This is a genomic window from Acidovorax sp. SUPP1855 (genome assembly GCF_030158955.1).
In the GTDB taxonomy this organism is placed as follows: Bacteria; Pseudomonadota; Gammaproteobacteria; order Burkholderiales; family Burkholderiaceae_C; genus Paracidovorax.
In genome coordinates this window covers 132727-157399 of record NZ_BQXI01000006.1, presented here as the reverse complement: position 1 = coordinate 157399, position 24673 = coordinate 132727, and the positions used below count along the sequence as shown (strand labels likewise).

The 24673-nt window shown below is 69.3% G+C and carries 22 protein-coding genes; 10 read left to right on the top strand and 12 right to left on the bottom strand.

The genetic code is table 11. The features are described 5' to 3' along the window. Window positions 1-77 precede the first annotated feature (77 nt). Both AVMA1855_RS07560 and AVMA1855_RS07555 read right to left on the bottom strand, forming a co-directional pair. Window positions 78-707: a TetR/AcrR family transcriptional regulator gene (locus AVMA1855_RS07560; RefSeq protein WP_272566127.1), complete on the bottom strand. Its 630-nt coding sequence runs from the start codon at window positions 705-707 to the stop codon at window positions 78-80. 165 nt (window positions 708-872) lie between these two features. Continuing rightward, window positions 873-1646 carry an enoyl-CoA hydratase/isomerase family protein gene (locus tag AVMA1855_RS07555; RefSeq protein ID WP_272566129.1) on the bottom strand — a complete coding sequence of 258 codons (774 nt, stop codon included), beginning with the start codon at window positions 1644-1646 and terminating at the stop codon, window positions 873-875. Window positions 1647-2067: 421 nt separating this feature from the next. Between AVMA1855_RS07555 and AVMA1855_RS07550 the strand changes: the two genes are divergently transcribed. The 4 genes from AVMA1855_RS07550 (at window position 2068) to AVMA1855_RS07535 (ending at window position 11862) form a co-directional block, all read left to right on the top strand. Then, on the top strand, window positions 2068-3930 hold the full coding sequence (locus tag AVMA1855_RS07550; protein ID WP_284425229.1) for a phosphoenolpyruvate carboxykinase (GTP): 1863 nt from the start codon (window positions 2068-2070) through the stop codon (window positions 3928-3930). Window positions 3931-4281: 351 nt separating this feature from the next. Further along, window positions 4282-5532, top strand: a complete 1251-nt coding sequence (locus tag AVMA1855_RS07545) for an efflux RND transporter periplasmic adaptor subunit (RefSeq protein ID WP_284425228.1) — start codon at window positions 4282-4284, stop codon at window positions 5530-5532. Between the two features lie 52 nt (window positions 5533-5584). Continuing rightward, the gene (locus AVMA1855_RS07540; protein ID WP_284425227.1) at window positions 5585-8746 is read left to right on the top strand and encodes an efflux RND transporter permease subunit; all 3162 of its coding nucleotides are present in this window, start codon (window positions 5585-5587) and stop codon (window positions 8744-8746) included. Then, a complete protein-coding gene (locus tag AVMA1855_RS07535) occupies window positions 8743-11862 on the top strand; it encodes an efflux RND transporter permease subunit (RefSeq protein ID WP_284425226.1) in 3120 nt (1039 codons plus the stop codon). Before AVMA1855_RS07540 ends, AVMA1855_RS07535 begins: the two co-directional genes overlap by 4 nt. 68 nt (window positions 11863-11930) lie before the next feature. Here the strand turns inward: AVMA1855_RS07535 and AVMA1855_RS07530 are convergent, their stop codons facing one another. Continuing rightward, window positions 11931-12371: a hypothetical protein gene (locus AVMA1855_RS07530; RefSeq protein ID WP_272566134.1), complete on the bottom strand. Its 441-nt coding sequence runs from the start codon at window positions 12369-12371 to the stop codon at window positions 11931-11933. A gap of 126 nt (window positions 12372-12497) precedes the next feature. Between AVMA1855_RS07530 and AVMA1855_RS07525 the strand changes: the two genes are divergently transcribed. The 3 genes from AVMA1855_RS07525 (at window position 12498) to AVMA1855_RS07515 (ending at window position 14894) form a co-directional block, all read left to right on the top strand. Then, a complete protein-coding gene (locus AVMA1855_RS07525) occupies window positions 12498-13466 on the top strand; it encodes a LysR family transcriptional regulator (RefSeq protein WP_272566136.1) in 969 nt (322 codons plus the stop codon). A gap of 34 nt (window positions 13467-13500) precedes the next feature. Beyond that, entirely contained in the window at window positions 13501-14346 is an 846-nt protein-coding gene (locus AVMA1855_RS07520; protein ID WP_284425225.1) for a metallophosphoesterase, read from the top strand. 125 nt (window positions 14347-14471) lie between these two features. Next, window positions 14472-14894 carry a universal stress protein gene (locus tag AVMA1855_RS07515; RefSeq protein ID WP_284425224.1) on the top strand — a complete coding sequence of 141 codons (423 nt, stop codon included), beginning with the start codon at window positions 14472-14474 and terminating at the stop codon, window positions 14892-14894. Here AVMA1855_RS07515 and AVMA1855_RS07510 read toward each other — a convergent pair. Further along, window positions 14842-15519, bottom strand: a complete 678-nt coding sequence (locus AVMA1855_RS07510; protein WP_502870290.1) for a TetR/AcrR family transcriptional regulator — start codon at window positions 15517-15519, stop codon at window positions 14842-14844. The two genes, AVMA1855_RS07515 and AVMA1855_RS07510, sit on opposite strands and share 53 nt — an antisense overlap. Before the next feature lie 44 nt (window positions 15520-15563). Further along, window positions 15564-16475: a LysR family transcriptional regulator ArgP gene (locus AVMA1855_RS07505; protein ID WP_272566141.1), complete on the bottom strand. Its 912-nt coding sequence runs from the start codon at window positions 16473-16475 to the stop codon at window positions 15564-15566. An 88-nt stretch (window positions 16476-16563) separates the two neighbouring features. On the opposite strand from AVMA1855_RS07505, the gene AVMA1855_RS07500 reads away from it, so the two are divergent. Both AVMA1855_RS07500 and AVMA1855_RS07495 read left to right on the top strand, forming a co-directional pair. Beyond that, on the top strand, window positions 16564-17907 hold the full coding sequence (locus tag AVMA1855_RS07500) for a D-amino acid dehydrogenase (protein ID WP_284425222.1): 1344 nt from the start codon (window positions 16564-16566) through the stop codon (window positions 17905-17907). A 29-nt stretch (window positions 17908-17936) separates the two neighbouring features. Further along, a complete protein-coding gene (locus AVMA1855_RS07495; protein ID WP_284425221.1) occupies window positions 17937-18497 on the top strand; it encodes an NAD(P)H-dependent oxidoreductase in 561 nt (186 codons plus the stop codon). A 26-nt stretch (window positions 18498-18523) separates the two neighbouring features. Here AVMA1855_RS07495 and AVMA1855_RS07490 read toward each other — a convergent pair whose 3' ends face one another. Together AVMA1855_RS07490 and AVMA1855_RS07485 are read right to left on the bottom strand one after the other, a co-directional pair. Further along, on the bottom strand, window positions 18524-19702 hold the full coding sequence (locus AVMA1855_RS07490) for a M14 family zinc carboxypeptidase (RefSeq protein WP_284425220.1): 1179 nt from the start codon (window positions 19700-19702) through the stop codon (window positions 18524-18526). Beyond that, window positions 19699-20481 carry an alpha/beta fold hydrolase gene (locus AVMA1855_RS07485; protein ID WP_284425219.1) on the bottom strand — a complete coding sequence of 261 codons (783 nt, stop codon included), beginning with the start codon at window positions 20479-20481 and terminating at the stop codon, window positions 19699-19701. Before AVMA1855_RS07485 ends, AVMA1855_RS07490 begins: the two co-directional genes overlap by 4 nt. 99 nt (window positions 20482-20580) lie before the next feature. Between AVMA1855_RS07485 and AVMA1855_RS07480 the strand changes: the two genes are divergently transcribed. After that, entirely contained in the window at window positions 20581-21138 is a 558-nt protein-coding gene (locus AVMA1855_RS07480; protein ID WP_272566146.1) for a flavin reductase family protein, read from the top strand. A 64-nt stretch (window positions 21139-21202) separates the two neighbouring features. Here the strand turns inward: AVMA1855_RS07480 and minE are convergent, their stop codons facing one another. The 5 genes from minE to AVMA1855_RS07455 form a co-directional block, all read right to left on the bottom strand. Further along, window positions 21203-21466 (bottom strand): cell division topological specificity factor MinE, encoded by a 264-nt coding sequence (gene minE / locus AVMA1855_RS07475; protein WP_092744488.1) that lies wholly within the window; start codon window positions 21464-21466, stop codon window positions 21203-21205. A 3-nt stretch (window positions 21467-21469) separates the two neighbouring features. Next, window positions 21470-22285, bottom strand: coding sequence for a septum site-determining protein MinD (minD, locus tag AVMA1855_RS07470; protein WP_284397011.1), 816 nt, complete (start codon window positions 22283-22285; stop codon window positions 21470-21472). A 57-nt stretch (window positions 22286-22342) separates the two neighbouring features. Next, a complete protein-coding gene (gene minC, locus AVMA1855_RS07465) occupies window positions 22343-23125 on the bottom strand; it encodes a septum site-determining protein MinC (protein WP_272566149.1) in 783 nt (260 codons plus the stop codon). Window positions 23126-23415: 290 nt separating this feature from the next. Continuing rightward, on the bottom strand, window positions 23416-24039 hold the full coding sequence (pssA, locus tag AVMA1855_RS07460) for a CDP-diacylglycerol--serine O-phosphatidyltransferase (RefSeq protein ID WP_284425218.1): 624 nt from the start codon (window positions 24037-24039) through the stop codon (window positions 23416-23418). Window positions 24040-24155: 116 nt separating this feature from the next. After that, on the bottom strand, window positions 24156-24617 hold the full coding sequence (locus AVMA1855_RS07455) for an Lrp/AsnC family transcriptional regulator (protein WP_284397018.1): 462 nt from the start codon (window positions 24615-24617) through the stop codon (window positions 24156-24158). Window positions 24618-24673 lie beyond the last annotated feature (56 nt).

Below are 24673 nucleotides of genomic sequence, written 5' to 3'. Positions count from 1 at the left end.
GAAGGCCAGAAACGAACAAGCCGCCCCGGCACAGACCGGAGCGGCTTGGAATGGCGCCCGAGGAAAGGTGGCGCGCGCTACTGCAGCAGGCCGCCGAACGCCATGTCGAGGTACTGCTCGATCACCTGCCGGGTGGTGAGGCGCCCTCCAGGCACATGCCACCGCGCGATGTGGTTCAGCATGGACAGCAGCATGCGCCCGGCCATGGCCGGGTCCACCGCGCGGAACTGCCCTGCAGCGGTGGCCTGCGCGATGCTGTCGCGCAGCAGGTGTTCGTACTCGTCGCGCAGATAGACGGCCATGGCACGCGGGTCAACCGCGCTGCCGGACCAGAAGGCGTTGGAGCCAGCGATCCAGGAATGGCGGCTGCGGTCGAGGAAGTCGGCCGACGACTGCATGAACAACCGCACCTTGTCGACCGGCGTGGCGCCCCCGGCCATTGCCTCGCGCACGGAGTCCACCAGCGCCTGCATGGATTCCAGCACGATGCGCTCGTAGAGCGCTTCCTTGTTGGGGAAGTGGTAGTACAGCGCCGCCTTGGTGATCTTGGCCTCTTCGGCGATGTCACGCAGCGAAGTGCCCTCGTACCCGCGCTGCGCAAACAGGCGGCATGCAATGTCGATGAGTTGCTCCTGCCGGGTGTCGGAGCGGGTCGTGGGCGCAGAGTCGACGGGGTCGTTCGCCGAAGCGGCTGGACGGTTTGCCATAGGGGGAGGCCTCCTCTCTTTTGTAGTTCTGGCACCCGGCCGGGCGGCGGATCGGCGCCACCCCGGTGCCACAAACCCCTCGCATCGCTGCGATGGGGATGGTGTCGTGCAGCCTCCATTTTGCAGCAGCGTCCTGGGCACAGGCCCGGCTGCTCTCTGTGCCCGTCAGCGGCCCACGTAAACCGGAGCGCGCTTTTCCAGGAAGGCGCGCTGGGCCTCCTTGGCATCCTCCGTCTTGGACAACGCGACGGTGTTGCCCTGCTCGTAGCGATAGGCATCGCGCGATGGCATCAGCTGCGTCAGTCGTGCAGCCTCCTTGGCCAGTCGCAGCGCAATGGGGCTCTTGGATGCGATCTCGCGCGCCAGGTCCATCGCGTAGGGCATCAGTTCCTCGGCAGGCAGGCAGGCCTCCACCAGGCCCAGGCGATAGAGTTCGGCGCCACTGACCTTCATGCCGGTGAAGAACATGCGACGTGCGCGTGAACGGCCGAACACCTCCTGCAGGAAAGTCACGCCCCCTGCGAGCCCGACGTTGATCTCAGGCATCGACACATAGCAGTCCTCGGAAGCCACCCAGATGTCGGAGGCCATCACCAGACCGAAGCCCGCACCCATGGCAGGCCCGTTGATGGCCGCGATGACGGGCTTGGAGCATTCGACGACGGCGTAGAACGATTCACGCACCAGCCGGTTGTGGCGGCCGTAAGCGCCCGCGGTCGCACCGAGGTTGGGGCGCTCGCGGATGTCGGCACCTGCGGAAAAAACTTTGCCTGCGCCGGTCAGCACCACGACCGAGACGTCCTCCCGATCCGACAATTCATCGAATACCTGCGTGATCTCGGCACGCAGCTCCGCGTTCTGGGCATTGACCGGTGGCCGGTTCAGCGTCACGACGGCGATGCGGTCCTGCACCGCGAGTTGCAAGGTCTGGAAGTCCATATATCTCCTTGTGTGGCATGGAATCTCGCCACGGCCAAAACACTGCAATCCATTTTTTACCTGCCGGGCGGTAATTGAACTTTCGGAGAAATCCGCAGGGCATGCAAGCAGGCGACTACGGAAAATTGTCCCGGCAGCGACATGGCAGTCCAGATCATGCTCACCATCCACATAACCCCATGCCTTTTTTGCATGAAAGTAATGCCTGTCTGACAGACAGGCGCGGGTGGGATTCATAAAATCGTCATCCCAGCCGACCCGCGGACCCTGCAGCTCTCGCCGCACTCCCCGCCCGCCGACTGAGCATCCAGCCGTTTTTTCAAAGGCAGCGCTCAGAAGACCCATGCGCAGGCCCCCACGTCGCGCCGCTCGTCGGCAGCTTCCTTTGAAAAAACTGTTTTTCAACTTCAGGAAGCTCCCGATGAACGCACCCACCATGCAAGGCCTGGATCTCAAAGCCCCCGCCTACGTCAAAAACGCCCGCCTGCTCGCCTGGGTGGCCGACATGGCCGTCCTCTGCAAGCCCGACACCATCTACTGGTGCGACGGTTCCCAGGAAGAGTACGACCGCCTCTGCCAGCAACTGGTCGATGCCGGCACGTTCCAGAAACTCAATCCCGCCAAGCGCCCCGGCAGCTACCTTGCCTGGTCCGACCCGAGCGACGTGGCCCGTGTGGAAGACCGCACCTACATCTGCTCCGCCCAGAAGGAAGATGCCGGCCCTACCAACAACTGGATGGCACCGGCCGAGATGCGTGCCACGCTGCAGCCGCTGTTCGACGGCTGCATGAAGGGCCGCACCATGTACGTGGTGCCGTTCAGCATGGGCCCGCTGGGCTCGCCCATCGCACACGTGGGCATCGAGCTGTCCGACAGCCCCTACGTCGCCGTGAACATGAAGATCATGACCCGCATGGGCCGTGCCGTGTACGACGTGCTGGGCATGGAAGGCGACTTCGTGCCCTGCGTGCACACCGTGGGCGCCCCACTGCAAGCCGGCCAGAAGGACGTGTCCTGGCCATGCAACAAGACCAAATACATCGTGCACTACCCCGAAACGCGCGAGATCTGGTCGTATGGCTCGGGCTACGGCGGCAACGCGCTGCTGGGCAAGAAGTGCTTCGCGCTGCGCATCGCTTCCACCATGGGCCGTGACCAGGGCTGGCTGGCTGAGCACATGCTGATCCTGGGTGTCTCGAACCCCGAAGGCAAGAAGTACCACGTGGCCGCCGCCTTCCCGAGCGCCTGCGGCAAGACCAACTTCTCCATGCTGGTGCCGCCCAAGGCGTTCGAAGGCTGGAAGGTCACCACCATCGGCGACGACATCGCCTGGATCAAGCCCCAGGCCGATGGCAGCCTGCGCGCCATCAACCCCGAAGCCGGCTATTTCGGCGTGGCCCCGGGCACGAATTACCACACCAACCCCAACTGCATGGCCAGCCTGGACAAGAACGTGATCTTCACGAACGTCGCGCTGACCGACGACGGCGACGTGTGGTGGGAAGGCATGGAAAAGGACACCGGCAAGCTGCCCGACCACCTGATCGACTGGCAAGGCAAGGACTGGACGCCCCAGATCGCCAAGGAAACCGGCGCCAAGGCCGCCCACCCCAACGCGCGCTTCACCGTGGCTGCCACCAACAACCCCGCGCTCGACGAAGCCTGGGACGACCCCAAGGGCGTGAAGATCGACGCGTTCATCTTCGGTGGCCGCCGCTCCACCACCGTACCGCTGGTGACCGAAGCCCGCAACTGGACGGAAGGCGTCTACATGGCCGCCACCATGGGCTCGGAGACCACTGCCGCCGCCGCCGGCCAGCAGGGCGTGGTGCGCCGCGACCCGTTCGCGATGCTGCCCTTCATGGGCTACAACATGAGCGACTACTTCCAGCACTGGCTGAACATGGGCGAGAAAATCGCGGCCGCCGGCGCACAACAGCCGAAGATCTACACCACCAACTGGTTCCGCAAGGGCGACGACGGCAAGTTCGTCTGGCCCGGCTATGGCGACAACATGCGCGTGCTCAAGTGGATGATCGACCGCATCGAAGGCCAGGCCAGCGGCCAGGACACGCCGATCGGCACCGCCCCCCAGTACGGCGAGATCAACTGGAAGGGCATCGAATTCACCCCGGCCCAGTTCGACATGGTCACCCGCATCGATGCCGCCGCCTGGGCCGACGAGCTGAAGCTGCACACGGCCCATTTCGATCAACTGGCCTACCACCTGCCTGCCGCGTTGCTGGACACGAAGGCCGCGCTGGAAAAGCGCCTGGCTGGCTGATCCCTTCACGCACAGGCACGCACGGGATTCGGTGGCGTGATGCCGCCGATTGGCCGTTCGACCCCGAGCGCCCGGTCCGCACAGCGGCCCGGGCGCTTTTTCGTGGTGGCACAGATCACCTTCCAATTAAAAGTCATTATCATTTAGACCGTTCTTTCGGCTAAATTCGCAGGCGGCCAATCCCGACCTGGCACCGCAGCACACGTCCCCACCGCCCCGTCTTCGCATGGGGCCGAAAATGCCACTGCGCCGCCCGGTTCGCCGGGTTGCGCACCCGCTTCCTGCGCCCGCGGCGCTGGCACTCTTCTCCCCCTCAACGGGCCCGACATGGTTGAAATGGTTTCTGAGCGGATGCCGGCGGCATCCACACGCCGTCTCTGGCTGCGGCTGCTGGGCTGCGTGATGCTGGTGTTGCTGGCCTGGGTGGCGTGGTATCTCATGTGGCGCCAGCCTGCGCTGCAGGAGACAGGGCCCAGCCCCTGGAGCGGTCCCATTCCGGTGCGCCTCGTGGGTGTGCAGCGGCAGGCCATGGACGAGCAGATCAAGGCCATCGGCACCGTGACTGCGCTGCAAAGCGTGACCGTGCGCAGCCGCGTGGACGGCCAGTTGGCGCGCGTGCTGTTCCAGGAGGGCCAAGAGGTGCGGCGTGGTCAAGTGCTGGCCGAGATCGACCCCGCGCCCTTTCGCGTGAAACTGGCACAGGCCGAGGGCCTGCAGCAGCAGATGCAGGCGCAGCTGCAGAGCGCGGAGCGCGACGTGGCGCGCTACCGCACGCTGCTGCAGCAGGACTCCATCGCGCGGCAGCAGCTGGAAACCCAGGAAGCCCTGGTGGCCCAACTGCGCGGCAGCCTGGCGACCGTGCGCGCCCAGGTGCAGGAGGCCCAGTTGCAGCTGTCGTACACGCGGATCGAGGCCCCGGTGGCCGGCCGCCTGGGCATGAGGCGGGTCGATGCGGGCAATCTGGTCGCGACGGCCGATGCCCAGGGCCTGGTGTCCATCACGCAGACGCACCCCATCACGGTGCTGTTCGCCATTCCCGAAACCCAGCTGCCGGCCGTGCGTGCCGGCGCACACGGCGCACGGCCCCTGGTGGTGCAGGCCTGGGACCGTGCCGAAGCCGCCCTGCTGGGTACCGGCCGGCTGACCACCCTGGACAACCAGATCGACACGGCCACCGGCACCTTGCGGCTCAAGGCCCAGTTCGACAATGCCGACGACGCGCTCTTTCCCAACCAGTTCGTCAACGTGCGGCTGAAAGTGCGCACGCTGGAGAACGCCCTCGTCGTGCCGGCCGATGCGGTTCAGCACGGCAGCCAGGGCCCCTACGTGTACACCGTGCGGGACGGTAAAGCCGTGCTGCGCCGCGTGGCGCTGGGTGCCAGCGATGGCGAGCGCCTGGTCGTGACCCAGGGCCTGGCCGAAGGCGATTCCGTCGTGCTGGAAGGGCTGGATCGCCTGCGGGACGGCATCGACGTGGCGCAGGTGGTGGATGGCGAGCCCCCCCGGACCGCGCAGCAGTTGCAGCAGCGCGCGAAGGCGCAGGCCGCCGCGGCCTCCAGCGCGGCGCAACCCGCCTCCACCCCCGCCAGCACCGCGCGCTGATGGCGATGTCCCGCAACGCCCACCCGACCGTCGCCCTGGTGCCGCCGCTGCCATGAATCTCTCGCGCGCGTTCATCCTGCGCCCGGTGGCGACGCTGCTGCTCATGCTGGCGCTGCTCATCGCAGGGGCGATCGCCTGGCGCCTGCTGCCGGTGGCGGCGCTGCCGCAGGTGGACTACCCCGTCATCCAGGTGTTCACCTTCCAGCCCGGCGCCAGCCCGGATGTCACGGCCCGCGCCATCACCGCACCGCTGGAGCGCCGGCTCGGGCAGATCCCGGGCCTGCGGCAAATGTCGTCCACCAGCTCCAGCGGTGCCTCGGTCATCACGCTGCAGTTCATGCTGGACGCGGACCTGGCCGTGGGCGAGCAGAACGTGCAGTCCGCGCTCAACACCGCGGCCAGCCTGCTGCCCGCCGACCTGCCTGCACCGCCGATCTACCGCAAGGTGAACCCGGCCGACGCGCCCATCCTCACCCTGGCCATCACCTCGACGAGCCTGCCGCTGCACGAGGTGCACGACCTCGTGGAAACGCGCATGGCGCAAAAGCTCGCGCAGCTGTCGGGCGTGGGTCTGGTGAGCCTGGCCGGCGGTCAGCGCCCGGCCCTGCGCGTGCGGGTGAACCCCACGGCGTTGGCGGCGCAGCAACTGGGCATGGAAGACGTGCGCCGGGCGATCGCGGGCGCCAATGCCAACCAGCCCAAGGGCAGCTTCGACGGCCCGTACCGCACCACCTTGCTGGACGCGAACGACCAGATCACCTCGCCGGATGCCTACCGCCGGCTCATCGTCGCCTGGCGCACCCCCACTGGCACGGTGGCGTCCAACCCGACCGTCGCTGGCACGGGCACTGCGCCGCCGGGCGCTCCGATCCGCCTGGGCGACGTGGCCACCGTCGAATCCGGCCCGGAAGATCGCTTTCTGGCCGCATGGGCCGATCGGCAGCCGGCCGTGCTGCTCAACGTGCAGCGGCAACCGGGTGCCAACGTGATCGACGTCGCCGACCGGGTGCGCGCCCTGCTGCCCCAACTCACCGCCACCCTGCCCGCCGCCGTGGAGGTGGTGCTCCTCACCGACCGCACGCAGAGCATCCGCGCCTCGGTGCGCGACGTGCAGCTCGAGCTGGTGTTCGCGGTGGGTCTGGTCGTGCTGGTGACCTTCCTGTTCCTGCGCAGCGCCACGGCCACTTTCATTCCGGGCGTGGTGGTGCCGCTGTCGCTGGTGGGCACCTTCGGCGTGATGTACCTGCTGGGCTTTTCGGTCAACAACCTGAGTCTGATGGCGCTCACCATCGCCACGGGCTTCGTGGTGGACGATGCCATCGTCATGCTGGAGAACATTGCGCGCCACCGAGAGCAGGGCCTGCCGCCGCTGCAGGCAGCGCTCAAGGGCGCGTCGGAGATCGGGTTCACCTTGGTCTCGCTCACCGTGTCGTTGGTGGCCGTGCTGATTCCGCTGCTGTTCATGCGCGACGTGGTCGGGCGGCTGTTCCACGAGTTCGCACTCACGCTGGCCGTGGCCATCGGAATCTCGCTGCTGGTGTCGCTCACGCTCACGCCGATGATGAGCGCTCGGCTGCTCAAGGCCCCCCTGCACGCGCCGCCCGGCGAGGGCAATGGCACGGGCTTCATGGACCGCGTGCTCGAACGCTATGGTCGCGCGATCGACGCGGTGCTCGCGCACCAGGGCCTGACGATGCTGGCGATGCTGGCCACGTTGGTCCTCACCGTCCTGCTCTACCTGGCAGTGCCCAAGGGATTCTTTCCGGTGCAGGACAGCGGGGTGGTCCAGGTGGTGACCGAGGTGGCGCCCGACAGCTCGTTCACCGTGGTGTCGCAGCGCCAGCAGGCGCTGGCCGACGCACTGCTGCAGGAGCCGGATGTGGCGAGCCTTTCGTCCTTCGTGGGGGTGGACGGCAGCAATGCCTCGCTCTCCAGCGGGCGCATGCTCATCAACCTGCGCGCCCATGGAGAACGGCAGGCCAGTGCCCGCGCCATCCTGGACAGCCTGCGCGCCCGCGCGCGCCAGGTGGGCGGCATCACAGCCTGGTTCCAGCCGGTGCAGGAACTCTCCATCGAAGACCGCGTGAGCCGCACGCAGTACCTGTTCACCCTCACCACGCCGGACCCGTCATTGCTCGACACCTGGGTGCCACGTCTGGTGGAGCGGTTGCGCGCCCGCGCCGAACTGGCGGATGTGGCCAGCGATCTGCAACAACAGGGCCGGCAGGCGCATGTGGAGGTGGACCGCGACGCCGCTGCGCGCCTGGGCCTCACCGTGGCCGACATCGCCACCGCCTTGCAGAACGCCTATGCGCAGCGGCAGATCGCCACGCTGTTCACCCAGGCCAGCCAGTACAGAGTGGTGCTGGAGGTCGATCCGCGCCACGCACGCGGGCTGGATGCGTTGCAGACCACGTTCGTGTCCACGCCGTCCGGGCGCAGCGTGCCGCTGGCGGCCGTGGCGCGCATCACCCAGCAGCCCGCGCCGCTGCAGGTCCTGCAGCAGGGCCAGTTTCCGGCGGCCACGGTGTCGTTCAACCTGGGCGCGGGCCACTCGCTCGGGGCGGCCGTGGCGGCCATCGAACAGGAGCTTGCGGCCACCGGCCTGCCGCCCCAGATCGAGACGCGCTTTCAGGGCGCGGCCGAGGCGTTCCGCGCATCGCTGTCCAACACGCTGTGGCTGGTGTTGGCCGCGGTGGTCACCATGTACATCGTGCTCGGGGTGCTCTACGAAAGCACCATCCACCCCATCACCATCCTCTCCACGCTGCCCTCGGCCACCGTCGGCGCGCTACTGGCCCTGCTCGTCAGCGGCCGCCCGCTGGACCTGATCGCGGTGATCGGCATCGTGCTGCTCATCGGCCTGGTCAAGAAGAACGGGATCATGATGGTGGACTTCGCCCTGGATGCGCAGCGTCGCCTCGGGCTGCCCGCGCACGAGGCCATCCGGCGTGCCGCGCTACTGCGACTGCGCCCCATCCTCATGACGACGCTGGCCGCCCTGGTGGGCGCACTGCCCCTCATGCTCGCACAGGGCTCGGGCGCAGAGTTGCGCCAGCCGCTGGGCATCGTGATGGTGGGCGGGCTGGTGGTCAGCCAGGTGCTCACGCTCTTCACCACCCCCGTGGTGTATCTGTATTTCGACCGGCTGGGGCAGAGGCTCTCGCGCCGCCGTGCGGCCTGGCAGGACGGCACGGCGGGCAGCGGGCCATGAACCTGGCGCGCCTGTGCATCCGCCGCCCGGTGGCCACCTCGCTGCTGTCGCTGGCGCTGGTGCTGATGGGCCTGCTGGCCTGGCGGCTGCTGCCCGTGGCGGCGCTGCCGCAGGTGGACTACCCCGTCATCCGCGTGAGCGCCAGCCTGCCCGGCGGCAGCCCCGAAAGCATGGCCGCCACCGTGGCCGCCCCGCTGGAGCGCGCCCTCGGTGCGATTGCCGGCGTGGCCGCCATCTCGTCCAGCAGCAACCAGGGCACGACAGAGGTGAAGCTCGAGTTCGTGCTGGGCCGCGACCTGGATGCGGCCGCGCGCGACGTGCAGGCGGCGATCAACGCAGTGCGCAGCCAGTTGCCGGCGGGCATGAAGGGCAACCCGACCTTCCGCAAGATCCAGTCGTCCCAGCGGCCCATCGTGGTGCTGGCGCTGTCGTCGCCGGACCTGGCGCCCTCGGCGCTGTACGACGCCGCCTCCACGATCCTGGCGCAGAAGATAGCGCAGGTGCCGGGTGTGTCCGATGTCTCGGTCGGGGGCGCCTCGCTGCCGGCGGTGCGGGTGCAGCTCGATCCGGGCGCCCTGGCGCACCAGGGGCTGTCGCTGGACGAGGTGCGGTCGGCCATCGTGCGGGCCGGCTCGGTGCAGCCCCTGGGCGCGGTGGAAGAAGGCGCTCGCCACTGGCCTCTGGCGCTGGATGGCGCGCCCGCCCGCGCGGCCGACTACGAGTCGCTCGTGGTGCGCTGGGCCGAGAACGCCCCGGTTCGCCTGTCCGACGTGGCCCGGGTGACCGACTCCACCGAGAACCGCTACAGCAGCGGCTTCCACAACGAGCGCGATGCCGTCATCCTGCAGGTGCGGCGCCAGCCCGGCGCCAATACGGTGGCGACCGTGGACGCGATCCGTGCGCAGCTGCCCTATCTGCGCACGCTGGTGCCTGCGAGCGCGCGGCTGGACATCGTCGTCGAGCGTTCGCAGGGCATCCGGGCCACGCTGCGCGAGGCCCATCTCACGCTCGCACTCTCGGTGGCGCTGGTGGTGGCCGTGGTGGCGGCCTTTCTCGGGCGGCTGCGCACGGCGCTCATTCCTACCGTGGCGATCCCGGTGTCGCTCATCGGCACGTTCACGGTGATGTACCTGGCGGGCTTTTCGCTCAACAACCTGTCGCTCATGGCCCTCATCGTGGCGGCCGGCCTGGTGGTGGACGACGCGATCGTGGTGCTGGAGAACGTGGAGCGCTACATCGAACGCGGCATGACGCCGTTGCGTGCCGCGCTGCGCGGCGCGGGCGAGGTGGGTTTCACGCTGGTGGCGATGACCCTCGCCCTCGTGGTGGTCTTCGTCTCGATCCTGTTCATTGGCGGCGTGGTGCAGCGGCTGTTCCGCGAGTTCTCCATCACGCTGGCGGCGGCGGTGGTGATCTCGCTGGTGGTGTCCCTGACGCTCACGCCCGTGCTGTGCGCCTATGGGCTGCGCGGGCAGCGCAGCGCACGCCAGGCACAGGCGCGGCATGCCTGGGCCGCCCGTGTGGGGGCCGCCAGCGCAGCGATGCTGGCCGACCTGCGCCACGGCTACGACCGCAGCCTGGGCTGGGCGCTGCGCCACAGCTTCGTGGTGCTGCTCGCCTTCCTGGCCGTGGTAGGCGTGAACGTGTGGCTCTACCAGTCGCTGCCCAAGATCATGATGCCGCGTCAGGACACCGGCATCGTCCACGCTTTCATCCGCGGCGACGATGGCTTTTCGTTCCAGGTGATGCAGCCGAAGATCGAGGCCTACCGCCGCCTGCTGCTGGCCGACCCGGCCGTGGCCCACGTGGCCGGCACCAGCGGCGGCAGCGGCAGCATCGCCAACAGTTTTTTCATCGTCAGCCTCAAACCCCCGGCGGAGCGTGGCGGCGAGCCGACGCAAGCCGTGGTCAACCGGCTTCGCGAGAAGGCGCCAGCCGTGCCGGGCGGGGTGCTGAGCCCCAGCATCGAGCAGGACATCCAGATCGGCGGCGTGTCGTTCGGCGAGGCCGATACGGCCGTCATCCTGCGCTCGGGCGAAGTGCGCTCGCTGCGCACCTGGGCCCGGAAGGTGTCGCTGGCCATGGGCGAGGCACCGGAATTCACCGACGTGCAGGCCGTGAGCGACGGTGGCGCGCAGCAGGTGGTGGTGGACATCGACCGCGAGGCCGCGCAGCGGCTGGGGGTGGACATGCAGGCCGTGGCGTCCGTGCTGAACAACTCCTACGCCCAGCGCCAGGTGACTACGCTGTACGACCGGCTCAACCAGTACCGCGTGGTGATGGAGGTGGACCCGCGCTTCACTTCGCAGCCGCAATCGCTGGCGCAGATGCAGGTGCTCACCCCGAACGGATCGCGCGTGTCGCTCACCGCCTTTGCCACATGGCGCTACGGGCTGGCGGAGGACCAGGTGTGGCACGACGCGCTGTTCGCGTCGATGTACATCGGCTACAGCCTCGCCCCCGGCGTGACGCAGGAGCAGGGCCAGCGTGCCCTCAACGCCGTGATGGCGCGCGTCATGCTGCCCGCCTCGGTGCACCTGGCACCGTCCGGGGAAGACGCGGCACGGGCCAGCGCGGTGCGCTCGCAGCCCTGGCTCATCCTCGGCGTGGTGCTGGCCGTGTACCTGGTGCTGGGGGTGCTGTACGAGAGCCTGGTACACCCGCTCACGATCCTCTCCACCGTCCCGCCGGCGGGCGTCGGCGCGCTGCTGGCGTTGTGGCTGACCAACACCCCGTTCAGCCTCATGGCGCTGCTGGGGCTGTTTCTGCTCATCGGCGTGGTCATGAAGAACGCCATCCTGATGATCGACTTCGCGCTCGACGCCCAGCGCCGCGAAGGGTTGCCGCCGCAGCAGGCGATCCGCCATGCGGCGGCGCTGCGGCTGCGCCCGATCCTGATGACCAATCTGGCAGGCCTGCTCGGCGCGCTGCCCCTGGTGCTCGGCACGGGCGAAGGCTCCGAGCTGCGGCAGCCGCTAGGCCTGGCCATCATGGGGGGGCTGGCGGTCAGCCAGTTGCTCACGCTGTACACCACCCCTGTCGTCTATTACGGTCTGGAGCGCTGGCGCCAGCGGTGGCTGGCAAGGGGTGGTCAGCCCTTATCCGGCGCGCCATGAAAAAGAAAAAGGGCGCCTGGTGGGGCGCCCTTGATGGGGAGACTTCGCGGCCGGTCCGGCCGCCGATCTCAGTAGTAGCGGCGGATGTTGTCCACGGCGATGCCGTTCATGGCACGGCTCAAGTCGGCCATGATGCGGGCGTCGTACAGTGCGGCGTTCCAGGTCTTTTCGTCTTCGGCTTCACGGCGGCGGGCTTCGGCCCAGGCCTTGTAGCCGGAGCGCAACACGGCGCTGGCACGGCGGGCGGGACCGGCCAGGAGGGCCAGCGCGGCGAAGGCGATCACCCACATGACCATCCATGCGGCCAGCATGTGGCCTTCGGCGCGGGTGTCGACCACTTGATTGGCGACCACCAGCACGGCGGCCACGACGGCGGCCAGCAGGAGGGAGGATGCGCCCCGTGCGCCGTCCAGGCTGGCGGCAGCGCCCTTCAGGGAAGCGGCGAAGCGCTCTGCGCGCTGCACGCCGGGGTGTTCGGTGCGGTATTCGATGTGTACAAAATTTGCCATGATGAGGACCCTTTTCAGACGCTTTTGGCGAAATTGCCGGGCGAATGGGTGAATCTTAGGGTTTACCCCATGGCTGTTCCACTTTATATTTTGAATCTCAGTCATTCATTGAGGTGATGGTTCAACATGCTGCCTCTCAACTTCCGCTCGCTCGACCTGAACCTGCTGCGCGTGTTCGACGAGGTGATGACCGAGCGCAACCTCACCCGTGCGGCGCACAAGCTGTCGCTCACCCAGCCGGCCGTGAGCAACGCGCTGCGGCGCCTGCGCGAGGTGCTGGGCGACGATCTGGTGGTGCGCAGCGGGCAGGGCGTGCAGCCCACGCCCCGGGCGCTCACGCTGTGGCCGCCGGTGCGGCAGGCCTTGGCGCAATTGCAACAGTCGCTGGCGCCGGGGGATTTCGACCCTGCCACCGCCAGTTCCACCTTCGTGCTGGCCATGGCCGACGCCACGGGCGCCACGCTGATCCCGCCGCTGGTGGAGATCATCGAGCGCGAGGCGCCCGGGGTGTCCGTGCGCGTGGTGCCGCTCACCACGCGCGATCCGCGCAGCATGCTGGACGACGAATCCGCCGACATGGCCGTGGGCTACTTCCCCGCGGTGATGGCCGACCTGACCGCGCGCGCCCAGACCGACAGCGTGGTGGCCTTCGAAAGCGTGCGCCTCTACGACGGCGAATACGTGTGCGTGATGCGCCACGGCCACCCGCTCGCCCAGGTGCCGATGACGCTCGACCTGTACTGCAACGCGCGCCATCTGCTGGTGAGCTTTTCCGGCAAGCCCTACGGCTTCATCGACGAGGCGCTCACCGCGCTGGGCCGCGAGCGGCGCATCGTGCTCACGGTGAACCAGTTCTTCACCGCTGGGCGCGTGGTGACCACCACCGACCTGCTCACCGTGCTGCCGCGCCACTTCGTGGGCGTGGCCAGCATCGCCGGCGAACTGGTGTGGCGCCCGCTGCCCATGCCGCTGCCCACGGTGCATGTCGATGCGCTGTGGCACCGCCGCCGCCTGCACGATGCGGCCCACCGCTGGCTGCGGGGCGCGATGGTGCGCTCGGCCCTGCCCACGGCCCGGCGCCCCCCCGTGGCCTGACGGCAGCCCCGCGCCAGCCTCCACAATCGGCGGCATGAAGATTCAACTGCTGTCCGACCTGCACCTGGAAGCCCACCCCGCCTTCGCCCCCAGCCCCGCCCCGGGCGCCGACGTGCTCGTGCTGGCCGGCGACATCGGCTCCTACCAATCCGGCTCGCAGCTGGCCGACGATGACTTCGGGCTGGCGCGCTTTTCCCCGCTGCCGCAGTTCGCCGGCTGGCCGACGCCCGTGCTGTTCGTGCCCGGCAACCATGAATACGACATGCAGGACTTCGACGCCGCCCAGCAGCGCCTGCGCCAGGTGTGCGACCGCCTGGGCCTGATCTGGCTGGAACGCGAAAGCGTGGTGCTGGAGGGCGTGCGCTTCGTTGGCACCACCCTCTGGAGCGATTTCGACGCGCTGGCCGAGGACGAAGGCAGCACCGACCTCGCGCGCCGCCTGCGCCAGCGCGAGAAGGCCTTTCGCGCCGCCAACTTCTATCTGCGCAAGACCGGCGGCACCCGCAGCGGCGAGCCCTTCCTGGCCGAGCCGATGCGCGAGCAGTCCCTGGCCTGCCAGGCCTGGCTGCGCAACGCGCTCGCGCGCCCGTTCGACGGCCCCACCGTGGCCGTGACGCACTTCGCCCCCAGCCTCAAGAGCGCGGACCCGCGCTACGGGTTGATTCCCGGCACCGCGGGGTTCTGCAACGCGCTGGACGATCTGCTGCCCCATGCCCAGCTGTGGATGCACGGCCACCTGCATTCGCCGAGCGACTACACGGTGCAGGGCGCGCGGGCCGATGGCACGCCCTGGCGCTGCCGCGTGGTGGCCAACCCGCTGGGCTATGCCCGCAAGGGCGAGCAGGACACCTTCTCGCCGCATTTCACCGCCACCGTATGATCATTCACAGGTGCCGGCTTCCACGCCGGCGCTTTCGCCGCGCAGGGCATACAAAGATGACGCAGGTCAAGACAACAGGCGCACGCGCAGATTAGTCTGGTCCCTTCTCTTTCGGAGACGTCTTCATGAACATCCTCCTCGCCGTCGACGGCAGCCCATACACCAAGAAAATGCTCGCCTACCTCGCCACCCACGAGGAACTGCTGGCCGGCACGCACGATTACACCGTGGTGACCGTGCAGCCCGCCCTGCCGCCCCGCGCCCGCGCGGCCCTGGGCAAGGAAACCGTCGAGAAGTACCACGCCGAAGAGGCCGAGAAAATCATCGGCCCGGTGCTCAAGTTCCTCGCCCGCCACGGGGTGGCCGCCCAGCGGATCGTGAAGACCGGCCCCATCGGCGAAACCCTCGGCAAGGTGGCGGACACCGGGAAGTTCGACCTGCTCGTGATGGGCTCGCACGGCCACGGCGCGCTCGGCAAGCTGGTGATGGGCTCGGTCAGTACCCAGGTGCTGGCGAACAGCCAGGTGCCGGTGCTGCTGGTGCGCTGACCCCTTGCGCGGCCAGGCCGCCGAAGCACGTCTCCACCGCCCAGTCGAGGATGCGCGCATCGGTGTACCGGCCGGTGGCGCGCAGCATGGCCGGCAGCGGGTCGGCCGAACGGGCCAGCAGCGCCCACAGCACCACGTCGGGCGGCCACTGGGCGTTCAGCTGGCCGGCCTCCTGGGCTTCCACGATCCAGGTGGTGATCCGCGCGCTGGCGGTCTGCAGCGACGCCTGATAGCGCTCGCAGTCGCGCAGCGGCCCGGCCAGGCCGGAGTTGCGGCTCAGCAGCAGGGGCATCTCGTCGGTCAGTTGCAGCGACAGCATCCAGCGCAGCAGCGCCTGCAGGCGCTCGATGGCGGACTGGCCGGGCGGCACGCTCTGCAAAAACCCTTGCAGCCGGTCCACGGCATGCACCATGGCGGCGGCGCACAGGTCGTCCTTGCCGGCGAAGTGCTTGTACAGGCTGGCCTTGGCCACGCCCACTTCTGCGGCCACGTCGTCCAGCGTCATGGCCTCGAAGCCCTTTTCGCCGAGCAGGCGGCCCGCAGCCGCCACGATGGCCTCTTCCCGTGCCTGGTGCATTTGCGCCTTGAAGGAGGGGCGGGACGGGTACGTGTTCATGCGGCGCATCTTAGCGACCGGCCGCGGCCCCCGGTACCGGGACAGCCCGGGGCCTACACCGCCAGCATGCGAGCCGCGGTGCGGGTCAGCGCCTCGGACAGCGCATCCAGCACCTCCGATTCGAGGTTCCAGCAGTGCCAGTACAGCTGGATCGGCAGCGAATGGCCGGGCGCCAGGTCCACCAGGCTGCCGTCGGCCAGCGCCCCGCGCACCAGCAATTCGGGCACCACGCCCGCGCCCCAGCCGGCGGTGGCGGCGCGCACCTGGCCTTCGGAGCTGGGCACGAACAGGTGGTGCAGCGCCACGCGCTTGAGGCCGAAGGCGCGCATCACGAACTCGGCCTGCATGTCGTCCTTGCGGTTGAACGACAGGAACGGCACGTCGCGGAAGTTGTGCGGCGTGAGCCCGTGCGGCAGGTAGCGCGCCGCGAGCGCCGGCGAGGCCACGGCCACGTAATGCATGGCCCCGAGCGGCACGACCTTGCAGCCGCGAAGCGCCTGCTTGAGCGTGGTGACGCAGCCCAGCACCTGGCCCGAGCGCAGCCACTCCTGCGTGAAATCCTGGTCATCCACGATGATCTCGACGGGCAGGCGCTGGCGCACCAGATCGTGCAGCGCCTCCAGCGCCCAGGTGGCGATGCTGTCGGCGTTGATGGCAATCGAGATGCGCTCGTCCTCGCGCGCGCCGCCGGGGGCGCTCGGGGCGAGTTCCTGCAGGTCGCGCTCCAGGTCGGCGCGCAGCAGGCGCAGCTGCTTGGTGTGCTTGAGCAGCAGCTGGCCGGCGGTGGTGGGCTTGAGCGGCCGGCTGCGCACGATGAGCACCGAGCCCACCTGCGCCTCCAGGGCGCGCAGCCGCTGCGAGACGGCCGACTGCGTGACGTTCAGGCGCTGGGCGGCGCGCTCGAAGCCGCCCTCCTCCACGATGGCGGCCAGGCATTCCAGTGCGGCGGGATCGAAGCTGCTCATGGGCGTGCGTGCATTAGAGGTTCTGATGAATTTGGATGAAGTTTAATTTTGCTTTTAATTCGCCGCAACGCGATCCACACTCCGGCCCATGAAAACCATCGTCCTGGGCGCCGGCATCATCGGCATCAGCACCGCCTGGCATCTGCTCGAGCGCGGCCATGAAGTCACCGTCGTGGACCGCCAGCCCGGCGCGGCGCTGGAGACCAGCTTCGCCAACGCGGGGCAGATCTCTGTGAGCTACTGCGAGCCCTGGGCCAACCGCGATGCGCCGCTCAAGGCGCTCAAGTGGATGTTCGACAAGGAAGCACCGCTGCTGTTTCGCCCGCAGCTCGATTGGGACCAATGGCGCTGGGGCCTGAAATTCCTCGCGCAGTGCAACGATGCGGCGTTCGAACGCAACGTGCAGCAGATCGTGGCCCTGGGCGCCTACAGCCATGCCGCCCTGAAGGACGTAGTGCGTGCCACCGGCATCGAATACCACCGGCTGGAGCGCGGCATCGCCCACTTCTACACCGACCAGAAATCGTTCGACGCCGCCGGCCACGCGGTCGAGGTGATGCGCCGGCACGGCGTGCAGCGCCGCCTGGTCAGCCGCGACGAGCTGCTGCAGATCGAGCCGGCCTTCCGCGCCTACGGCGACCACATCACGGGCGGCACCTACACCAGCACCGACGAAAGCGGCGACGCCCGCCTGTTCACGCAGGAGCTCGCGCGCCGCTGCGCCGAGCGCGGCGTGCAGTTCCTCTACGGCCACGACGTGGTGCGCCTGAACCAAGCCGGTGGCGCTATCGAATCAGTAGCTGTCCGTGCAAAAAACACTAGCGCTGGAGGCCAGAAAGACCAGAACCTCACCGCCGATGCGATCGTCGTCGCCTGCGGCACCTACAGCGCCCCGCTGCTGCGCACGGTGGGCGTGGACCTGCCGATCTACCCCGGCAAGGGCTACAGCGCGACCTTCCCGCTGCTCAAGCCCGAGGGCGCGCCGCTGGTCTCGACCATCGACGACGGCAAGAAGATCGCCATGAGCCGCCTGGGCAACGTGCTGCGCGTGGCCGGCACCATCGAGCTGGGCGGCTACGACCTGTCGCTGGACAGCCCCCTGGCGCGGGCGCGCTGCCACATGCTGTCGCGCCGCATCGAGGCCATTCTGCCCGGCGTGTGCGACACCCGCACGCCCGAGGAAGGCGGCAACCCGCAGTACTGGACCGGCCTGCGCCCGGCCACGCCCACCAACATTCCTTTCATCGGCCGCACGCGCGTGGGCAAGCTGTGGGTCAACGCGGGCCACGGCACGCTGGGCTGGACGCACGGCGCGGGCTCCGGCAAAGCGGTGGCCGAGCTGATCAGCGGCGAGCGGCCGGCCATGGCCTTCGGCTTCCTGGGCCAGGGCGTGGCCGCGGGTGCCGCCGCGTCCGCCCCCGTCGCGGCCTGACCGGGGCGGCACCCCCGGCCGGCGCTACCATGCCGGGCATGCCTTCCCACACCCTGTTCCTCACCACCTCCACCCGCGAGCCCGGCCATGTCGGCAACACCGAATGGCTGGCGCGGCAGGCCGCCGCGGCCCTGCCGGCGGACACCGTTCAGACCTGGCTGAACCTCGCGCGGATGGAACTGCCGCCCTTCGTGGATCGGCGCCACACCACCGGCGAGTACCCCGCCCCCACCGGCGACATGAAGACGCTGCTGGAGGCCACGCTCGCGGCGACCGACATCGTGTTCGTCGCACCCGTGTACTGGTACAGCATTCCCTCGCCGCTCAAGACCTACCTGGACCACTGGAGCGGCTGGATGCGCATTCCGGGCCAGCCGTTCAAGGAGCCCATGGCGGCCAAGACGCTGCGGCTCATCACCACCAGCGGCGACCGCGCCAAGGCGCAGCCCATGATCGATTCGGTGCGGCTGTGCGCGCAGTTCCTGGCCATGCCCTGGGGCGGCGCCCTGTGGGGCAAGGGCGGCCCGCCCGGCGCGGTGCAGTCCGATGCGCAGGCCCTGGCATCGGCTGCTACATTTTTAATAGCATAACGCCCTAGTCGAATCTGCGCTGGAGGCTATTTTTGCGGTGATGCCTGGCCGTCCACGACGGCCAGGTGCTCGTCCATCCAGCGCAACAGGTCGCGCCACATCACGCGCACCTCGTCGTCCTGCGGCATGCGCAGCTCGTGCTGCAGCTCGATGGTGACCACGGGCAGCCCCAGGTGCACGCTGCCGTAGTGCCCGAGCGAGCCCGGGAAGATGCCCAGCTGGTCCAGCCGCAGGCGCCCCAGCCGGCTGGGCGGGGGCTGGGGGCCGTCGAAGTCGAGCACGCCGTAGGGCGCATGGATGCTGACCACCAGATCGGGCTCGAACTGCGCCATCTGCGTGTGCAGGAACTGCGATTCGGGCTCGGACAGCGCCGCGGGACCCGGCCAGCGGCGGGGGTCGCGGCGGGTGCGCTTTTCCCAGTAGATGGGGGCGTCACGCTCCCAGTTGGGCGTGGGGAAGTTGCGGTTCAGGTCCACGCCGCGCGCATTCACCCGGGTGGCGGGCTTGGCGAGCATGCCGTCCGGGTTCAGCGCGGGGATGAACCGCCAGTGCACCGGCCGCCGCGTGGGCAGCAGGCGCGTCTCGGCGAACCCGATCCAGCGCAGCGCGAGCGACGCCGCCGTGGGCTCGTCGCCATGCATGGCGCCCACCAGCAGCACGCGCAGCGGCACCGTGCCCGGGGCTAGGCCGGCCGGCGGCACGTCGCGCCAGTACAGGGGGATGCCGTTGCGCGACAGCGCGCCGCTGGGCACCAGATGGGCGGACTGGCACTGGGCCTTGGAGATGCCGGGCAGGCGCGGCAGGAGCAGCGGGCAGGCGGTGTCGGGCTCCGCGGCGGCGGTGCCCACGGCGGCCGTGCCGGGCGGCGATGGCGCCGGGGCCGGTGCGGACGCCGCCTTGTGCGGCGCGCCGGGGCCGGCATGGGAAGGGGCCACGCCCCGTTCGGGCGTGCGGGCCTGCGGCAAGGGCGCCTCTGGAGAACGGGGCTGCACGATCACGGCCGACTGGATGCCGGCCATGCGGGCAGGCACCGTCACCTGGGCGGTGGCCGGCCCCTCGCCGAGCGGCACGCGCGCGCCGCCCACCAGATCCGGGTTCCAGATGCGCGTGCCCATCAGCGCCAGGGCCAGCGCCGCCCCCAGGGGCAGCAGCCAGGGCAGGGCGGCCGCGGCGGCGCCGCGCGGCATGCGGTCGGCGGCGCTCAATGCAGCACCCGCTCGGAAGCAGCCAGGAACGCCAGCAGCGCGCCGTCGAAGCCGTCGGGGTCTTCCAGCTGCGGCCAGTGGCCGATGTGGGGCAGATCCAGATGGCGCGCATCGGGCAGCACCTGCGCCAGCGCCTGCAGCGCCTCAGGCGGGGTGCAGCGGTCCTGCTCGCCGCCCAGCAGCAAGGTGGGCATGTGCAGTCGCGACAGCTCGGCCGCGCTGCGCGCGAACGTGGGCAGCGCCTCCAGGGCGCGGCGGTAGGCCGAGCGGTGCACCTGGCCCATGGCGTGGCCGGCCAGGCGCACGCCCTCGGGCAGTGCGCCGGTGCCGATGTGGCGCGGCACCAGGCGCTGGGCGATCTGCTCCATCGACTGGCCGGCATCCAGCTCGGCCAAGCGCGGCGCCACCCATTCGTCCAGGCTGTGCGCATCCAGGGCCGGCCCGCCGCTGCACAGCACCAGCCGGCGCACCAGCGAAGGCTCGCGCAGCGCCACCTCGATGGCGATCATGGCGCCCAGGCCGTGGCCCACCAGCACGGCGGGGCCGCACTGCAGCGCCTGCAGCAGCTGCACGCAGCTGTTGGCCAGGCCCTTGAAGCTGTAGGGCTCGATGGGGGCGCTGCGGCCATAGCCGGGCATGTCGCAGGCCACGGCGCGGTAGCCGGCCGTCGCCAGGGTCTCGACCTGGGGAGCGAAAGTGAGGTGGTCGCCGTCCGCGTCGTGCAGCATGAGCACGGTGGGTCCGGAGCCGAGGGTCGTGAAAGTGGGTAGAAGGGCCATGAAGAGAACGGCAGGCGCCGCGGCCGCCGGCAGCAAATCGCCAGGCGCCGGACCATAATAGCCGACCCCTTCCCTCCGGCCGCCCGCGCCCGCGCCTTCGTGAACAGCCCCCTGCACCGCCCCATCGCCGCCCGTCCGCCCGGTTTCTCCACTCGCGAGTTCCGCGATGCGCTGGGCATGTTCGCCACGGGCGTGACCATCGTCACCGCGCGCGGCCCGGACGGCGGGCTCATCGGCCTCACGGCCAGCTCCTTCAATTCGGTGTCGCTGCAGCCCCCGCTGGTGCTGTGGAGCCTGGCGCACAAGGCCTCCACGCTGACGGCCCTGTCGGCCGGCTCCCACTACGCGATCAACGTGCTGGCGGCCGACCAGCGCGCGCTGGCCGAGCGCTTCGCCTCGCGCGGCGTGGACCGCTGGGCCGGCGTGGCCCACCAGCCGGGCATCGCCGGCGCCCCCGTGCTGGACGGCGCCGCGGCGGTGTTCGAGTGCTTCAACCGCAGCCAGTACGTGGAGGGCGACCACACGATCTTCGTGGGCGAGGTGGAGCGCTGCAGCCACCGCACGGGCGCCTCGCCGCTGCTCTACCACGGCGGCACGTTCTACACCGAGCACCCGCTGGGCGCCGCGCCCGCGCTGCAGGCCGAGATCCGCAAATGACGGCGCCGCGGGCCCTTCGAGGGGGCACCGCGGCGCGGCGGGGACCGAACGGCCAGGGCGGCGGCTATTTCACGCCGTCGGGCAGTTCGATCTTGACCTCCAGCACTTCCAGGTTGTCCTGGCGCTCCAGGTGCACCTTGATGTCGTCGGCATGGATCGACACGTACTTGGAGATCACCGCCACCAGTTCGCGCTGCAGCGCGGGCAGGTAGTCGGGCGTGGAGGCGTTGCGGCCGTTGCGTTCGTGCGCGAGGATGATCTGCAGGCGCTCCTTGGCGACCGAGGCGGTCTTCTTTTTCTCGCCCAGCAGGAAAGACAACAGAGACATGCGTTACCTCCCGCCGAAGATGCGTTTGAAGAAGCCGGGCTTGTGCGCGTCGATGAACCGCAGGGGCTTGTCCTCGCCGAGGAAGCGGGCCACCACGTCCTTGTAGGCCTCGGACACGTCGGTGCCCTGCATGTGGATGGCCGGCGTGCCCTGGTTGGAGGCCTGCAGCACGTTCTCGGATTCGGGCACCACGCCGATCAGCTCGATGCGCAGGATGTCCTGGATGTCCTCCAGCGACAGCATCTGCCCGTCTTCCACGCGGTTGGGGTTGTAGCGCGTGATGAGCAGGTGCTCCTTCACGGGCTCGCCGCCGGCGATGGCGCGCTTGGTCTTGCTGCCCAGCATGCCCAGGATGCGGTCGGAGTCGCGCACCGAGGACACCTCGGGGTTGGTCACCAGCAGCGCCTCGTCGGCGAAGTGCATGGCCATGAGCGCGCCGCTCTCGATGCCGGCGGGCGAGTCGCAGACGATGTACTCGAAGCCCATGCCGGACAGGTCGTTCAGGATCTTCTCCACGCCGTCCTGCGTGAGCGCATCCTTGTCGCGCGTCTGGCTGGCGGCCAGCACGAACAGGTTGTCGCACTGCTTATCCTTGATGAGGGCCTGGTTCAGGTTGGCCTCGCCCTGGATCACGTTGATGAGGTCATACACCACACGGCGCTCGCAGCCCATGATGAGGTCCAGGTTGCGCAGGCCGACGTCGAAGTCGATCACCGCGGTCTTGTGGCCGCGCAGTGCGAGGCCGGATGCGAAGCTGGCACTGGTGGTGGTCTTGCCCACGCCACCCTTGCCGGAGGTCACGACGACGATTTTGGCCATGTTGTGAAAATTCCCTGCGTTGGTCCGAATGAAAGAAGAAGGCGGTCAGAACGGGTTCTAGAGCGGCTCGATGAGCAGCTTCTCGCCGTCGAGCCGCACCTGGGCCGGCTTGCCGCGCACGGCGTCCGGCAGCTCGGTCTCTGTGGTGCGGTAGATGCCTGCGATCGACACGAGTTGCGGCTCCAGGCACGTGCTGAAGATGCGCGCGCTGGTGTCGCCGCGCGCGCCGGCGATGGCCCGCCCGCGCATGGGCGCATAGACGTGGATGTTGCCGTCCGCGATCACCTCGGCGCCGAAGCTCACCACGGCCATCACGACCAGGTCGGCGCCACGGGCATACACCTGCTGGCCCGAGCGCAGCGGCTTGTCCACCACCACGGTGGTCGGGCCGCCGGCGGGCACCTCGCGCACCACTTCGACCTCACGGATGACTTCTCGCACCACCTCGCGCGGGGGCGGGGCCGCGTCGCGCGGGGCGTCTGCCGCCGGGGCGTGCACGCGGGCCGGGGGCGCCTCGGGCGCGGCGATCAGGCCGGCGGCGTGCGCGGCCTCCATCTGCGCGGGGCTGCCGCCGCGCACGGCCACGGGCTGGGTATGGTGGCCGCGCAGCGCGGCGCACAGGGCGTCGAAATCGATGGCGTCGCCGGCCTCGCGCACGCCGGCCAGGTCGATCAGCACGGGGTCGTTGTCGAAGAAGTCCGGGTCGCTCTCCAGCCGTGCGGCCAGGTCGGCGGCGAGCACGCCGACGTCGGTGGTCTTGAGCACGACCGCCACCACGGGCAGCTGGGCGCTCTTGAGGTCAAAGCTGGTGCGGGCCTGGCCCGCCGTGTCAACGGCCATGGAAGGGGGGTGCGTGGTGCGGAAAAAAGGGGGAGCGGTACGCCCGGCCCGAAGGCGCGAAGTGTACCGTGGGGGCCCGCCGGTGCCTGTCGCGGGACGTATCCGCGCGCCACGCGTCCCACGGGGCGAGCCCGTGGCGCCAAGGCCCGGCCGGACAAGCCCATGCTTGCAGGCCGCGTGCGGCAGGCGCCGGCACCCTGGATCGAATCGGGCCTCAGCGCAATCAAATCAACGGCATACAGCTATTATTTTCATAGCAACACTTCGTCTCCCGAAGCCCGTTGCCCTCTTCAGAACTTGGGAATGCGGATGCGGCTGATCATGAGCGAGCCCGACAGCGCGAACAGCAGCACCAGCGGGTGCAGCGTGAACCCGCCCAGCGCCACGCTGCCGAACCACAGGTGCTCGCGCACCGCGCCCAGGGAGGCGGCCAGCGCCATCAGGGCCACGAGCACGATGGAGGTGGGAATCGGCGTGCCCTCGAAGTATTTGACCTTGCCCGAGCCTTCCGACAGCGTTTCGGCGGTGACGTTGTAGCGCGCCAGGCGCGAGACGCCGCAGGCCACGAAATACGCCAGCACGATGCGGTCGTACAGGCCCTGCATGCCGCAGGCGTAGGCGATGATGGCCGGGGCCACGCCGAACGAGATCACGTCGGCCAGCGAATCCAGCTCGCGCCCCATGGCCGAGGACTTTTGCCGCCAGCGCGCGATGCGGCCGTCCAGCACGTCGAAGATCAGCGCCGCCAGCACCAGCGCGCAGGCGAAGTACACGTGGCGCACCTCGCCGGTCTCCAGGAACGTCATGGACGAGAACAGCGCCCCCACGCCGCACACGGCGTTGCCCAGCGTGAACCAGTCGGCGAGGTGGAACTCGCGGATCATCGAAAAGCGCTTGGGGGTGGACTGGGACATGGACTCTCCTGGGTGGATGGCGGCCGCCGCGCGCCGTGGAAGGCGGCGGTGGCAATGCCTGCCGATTATGGGCGGCGCCCCGGGGCGCGCACCGTCAGGCATGTCCTACGGGCCCGCTACGGCCCGGCCGTGCCGCGCCCGCCGGACGCGATGGGCGCGCGCACGGTCTCCAGGTGGATGCTGGTCTCGGTGTTGCTGATGCCCTTGATGAGGCGTATGCGCTCCAGCGCGTGCGCCAGCTCCGCCAGGCTGCCCACCTGCAGTTCGGCCAGCAGGTCCCACCGGCCATTGGTGCTGTGCAGCGCCAGCACGCTGGGCTCGCCCAGCAGCGAGGCCGTGACCCGGCGCGCGTCGTTGCCCTCGATGGAGATGCTGGTCCAGGCCTGCAGCCCGCCGCCCGTCTCGCGCTCGGGCCGCAGCCGCACCGTGTAGCCGACGATCACGCCCGTGTCCTCCAGCCGGCGGATGCGGTTGGTGACGGTGCCGCGCGACACGCCCAGCCGCGTGGCCAGCGTGGCGACGCTGGCCCGGGCGTTGTGGCGCAGCTGGGCGATCAGTTGCTGGTCGATGTTGTCCATTTCGGCAATTCCTTTGAGCAAAAAGCCAGTTTTTTGCGCTTATGCGTGCATTTTTG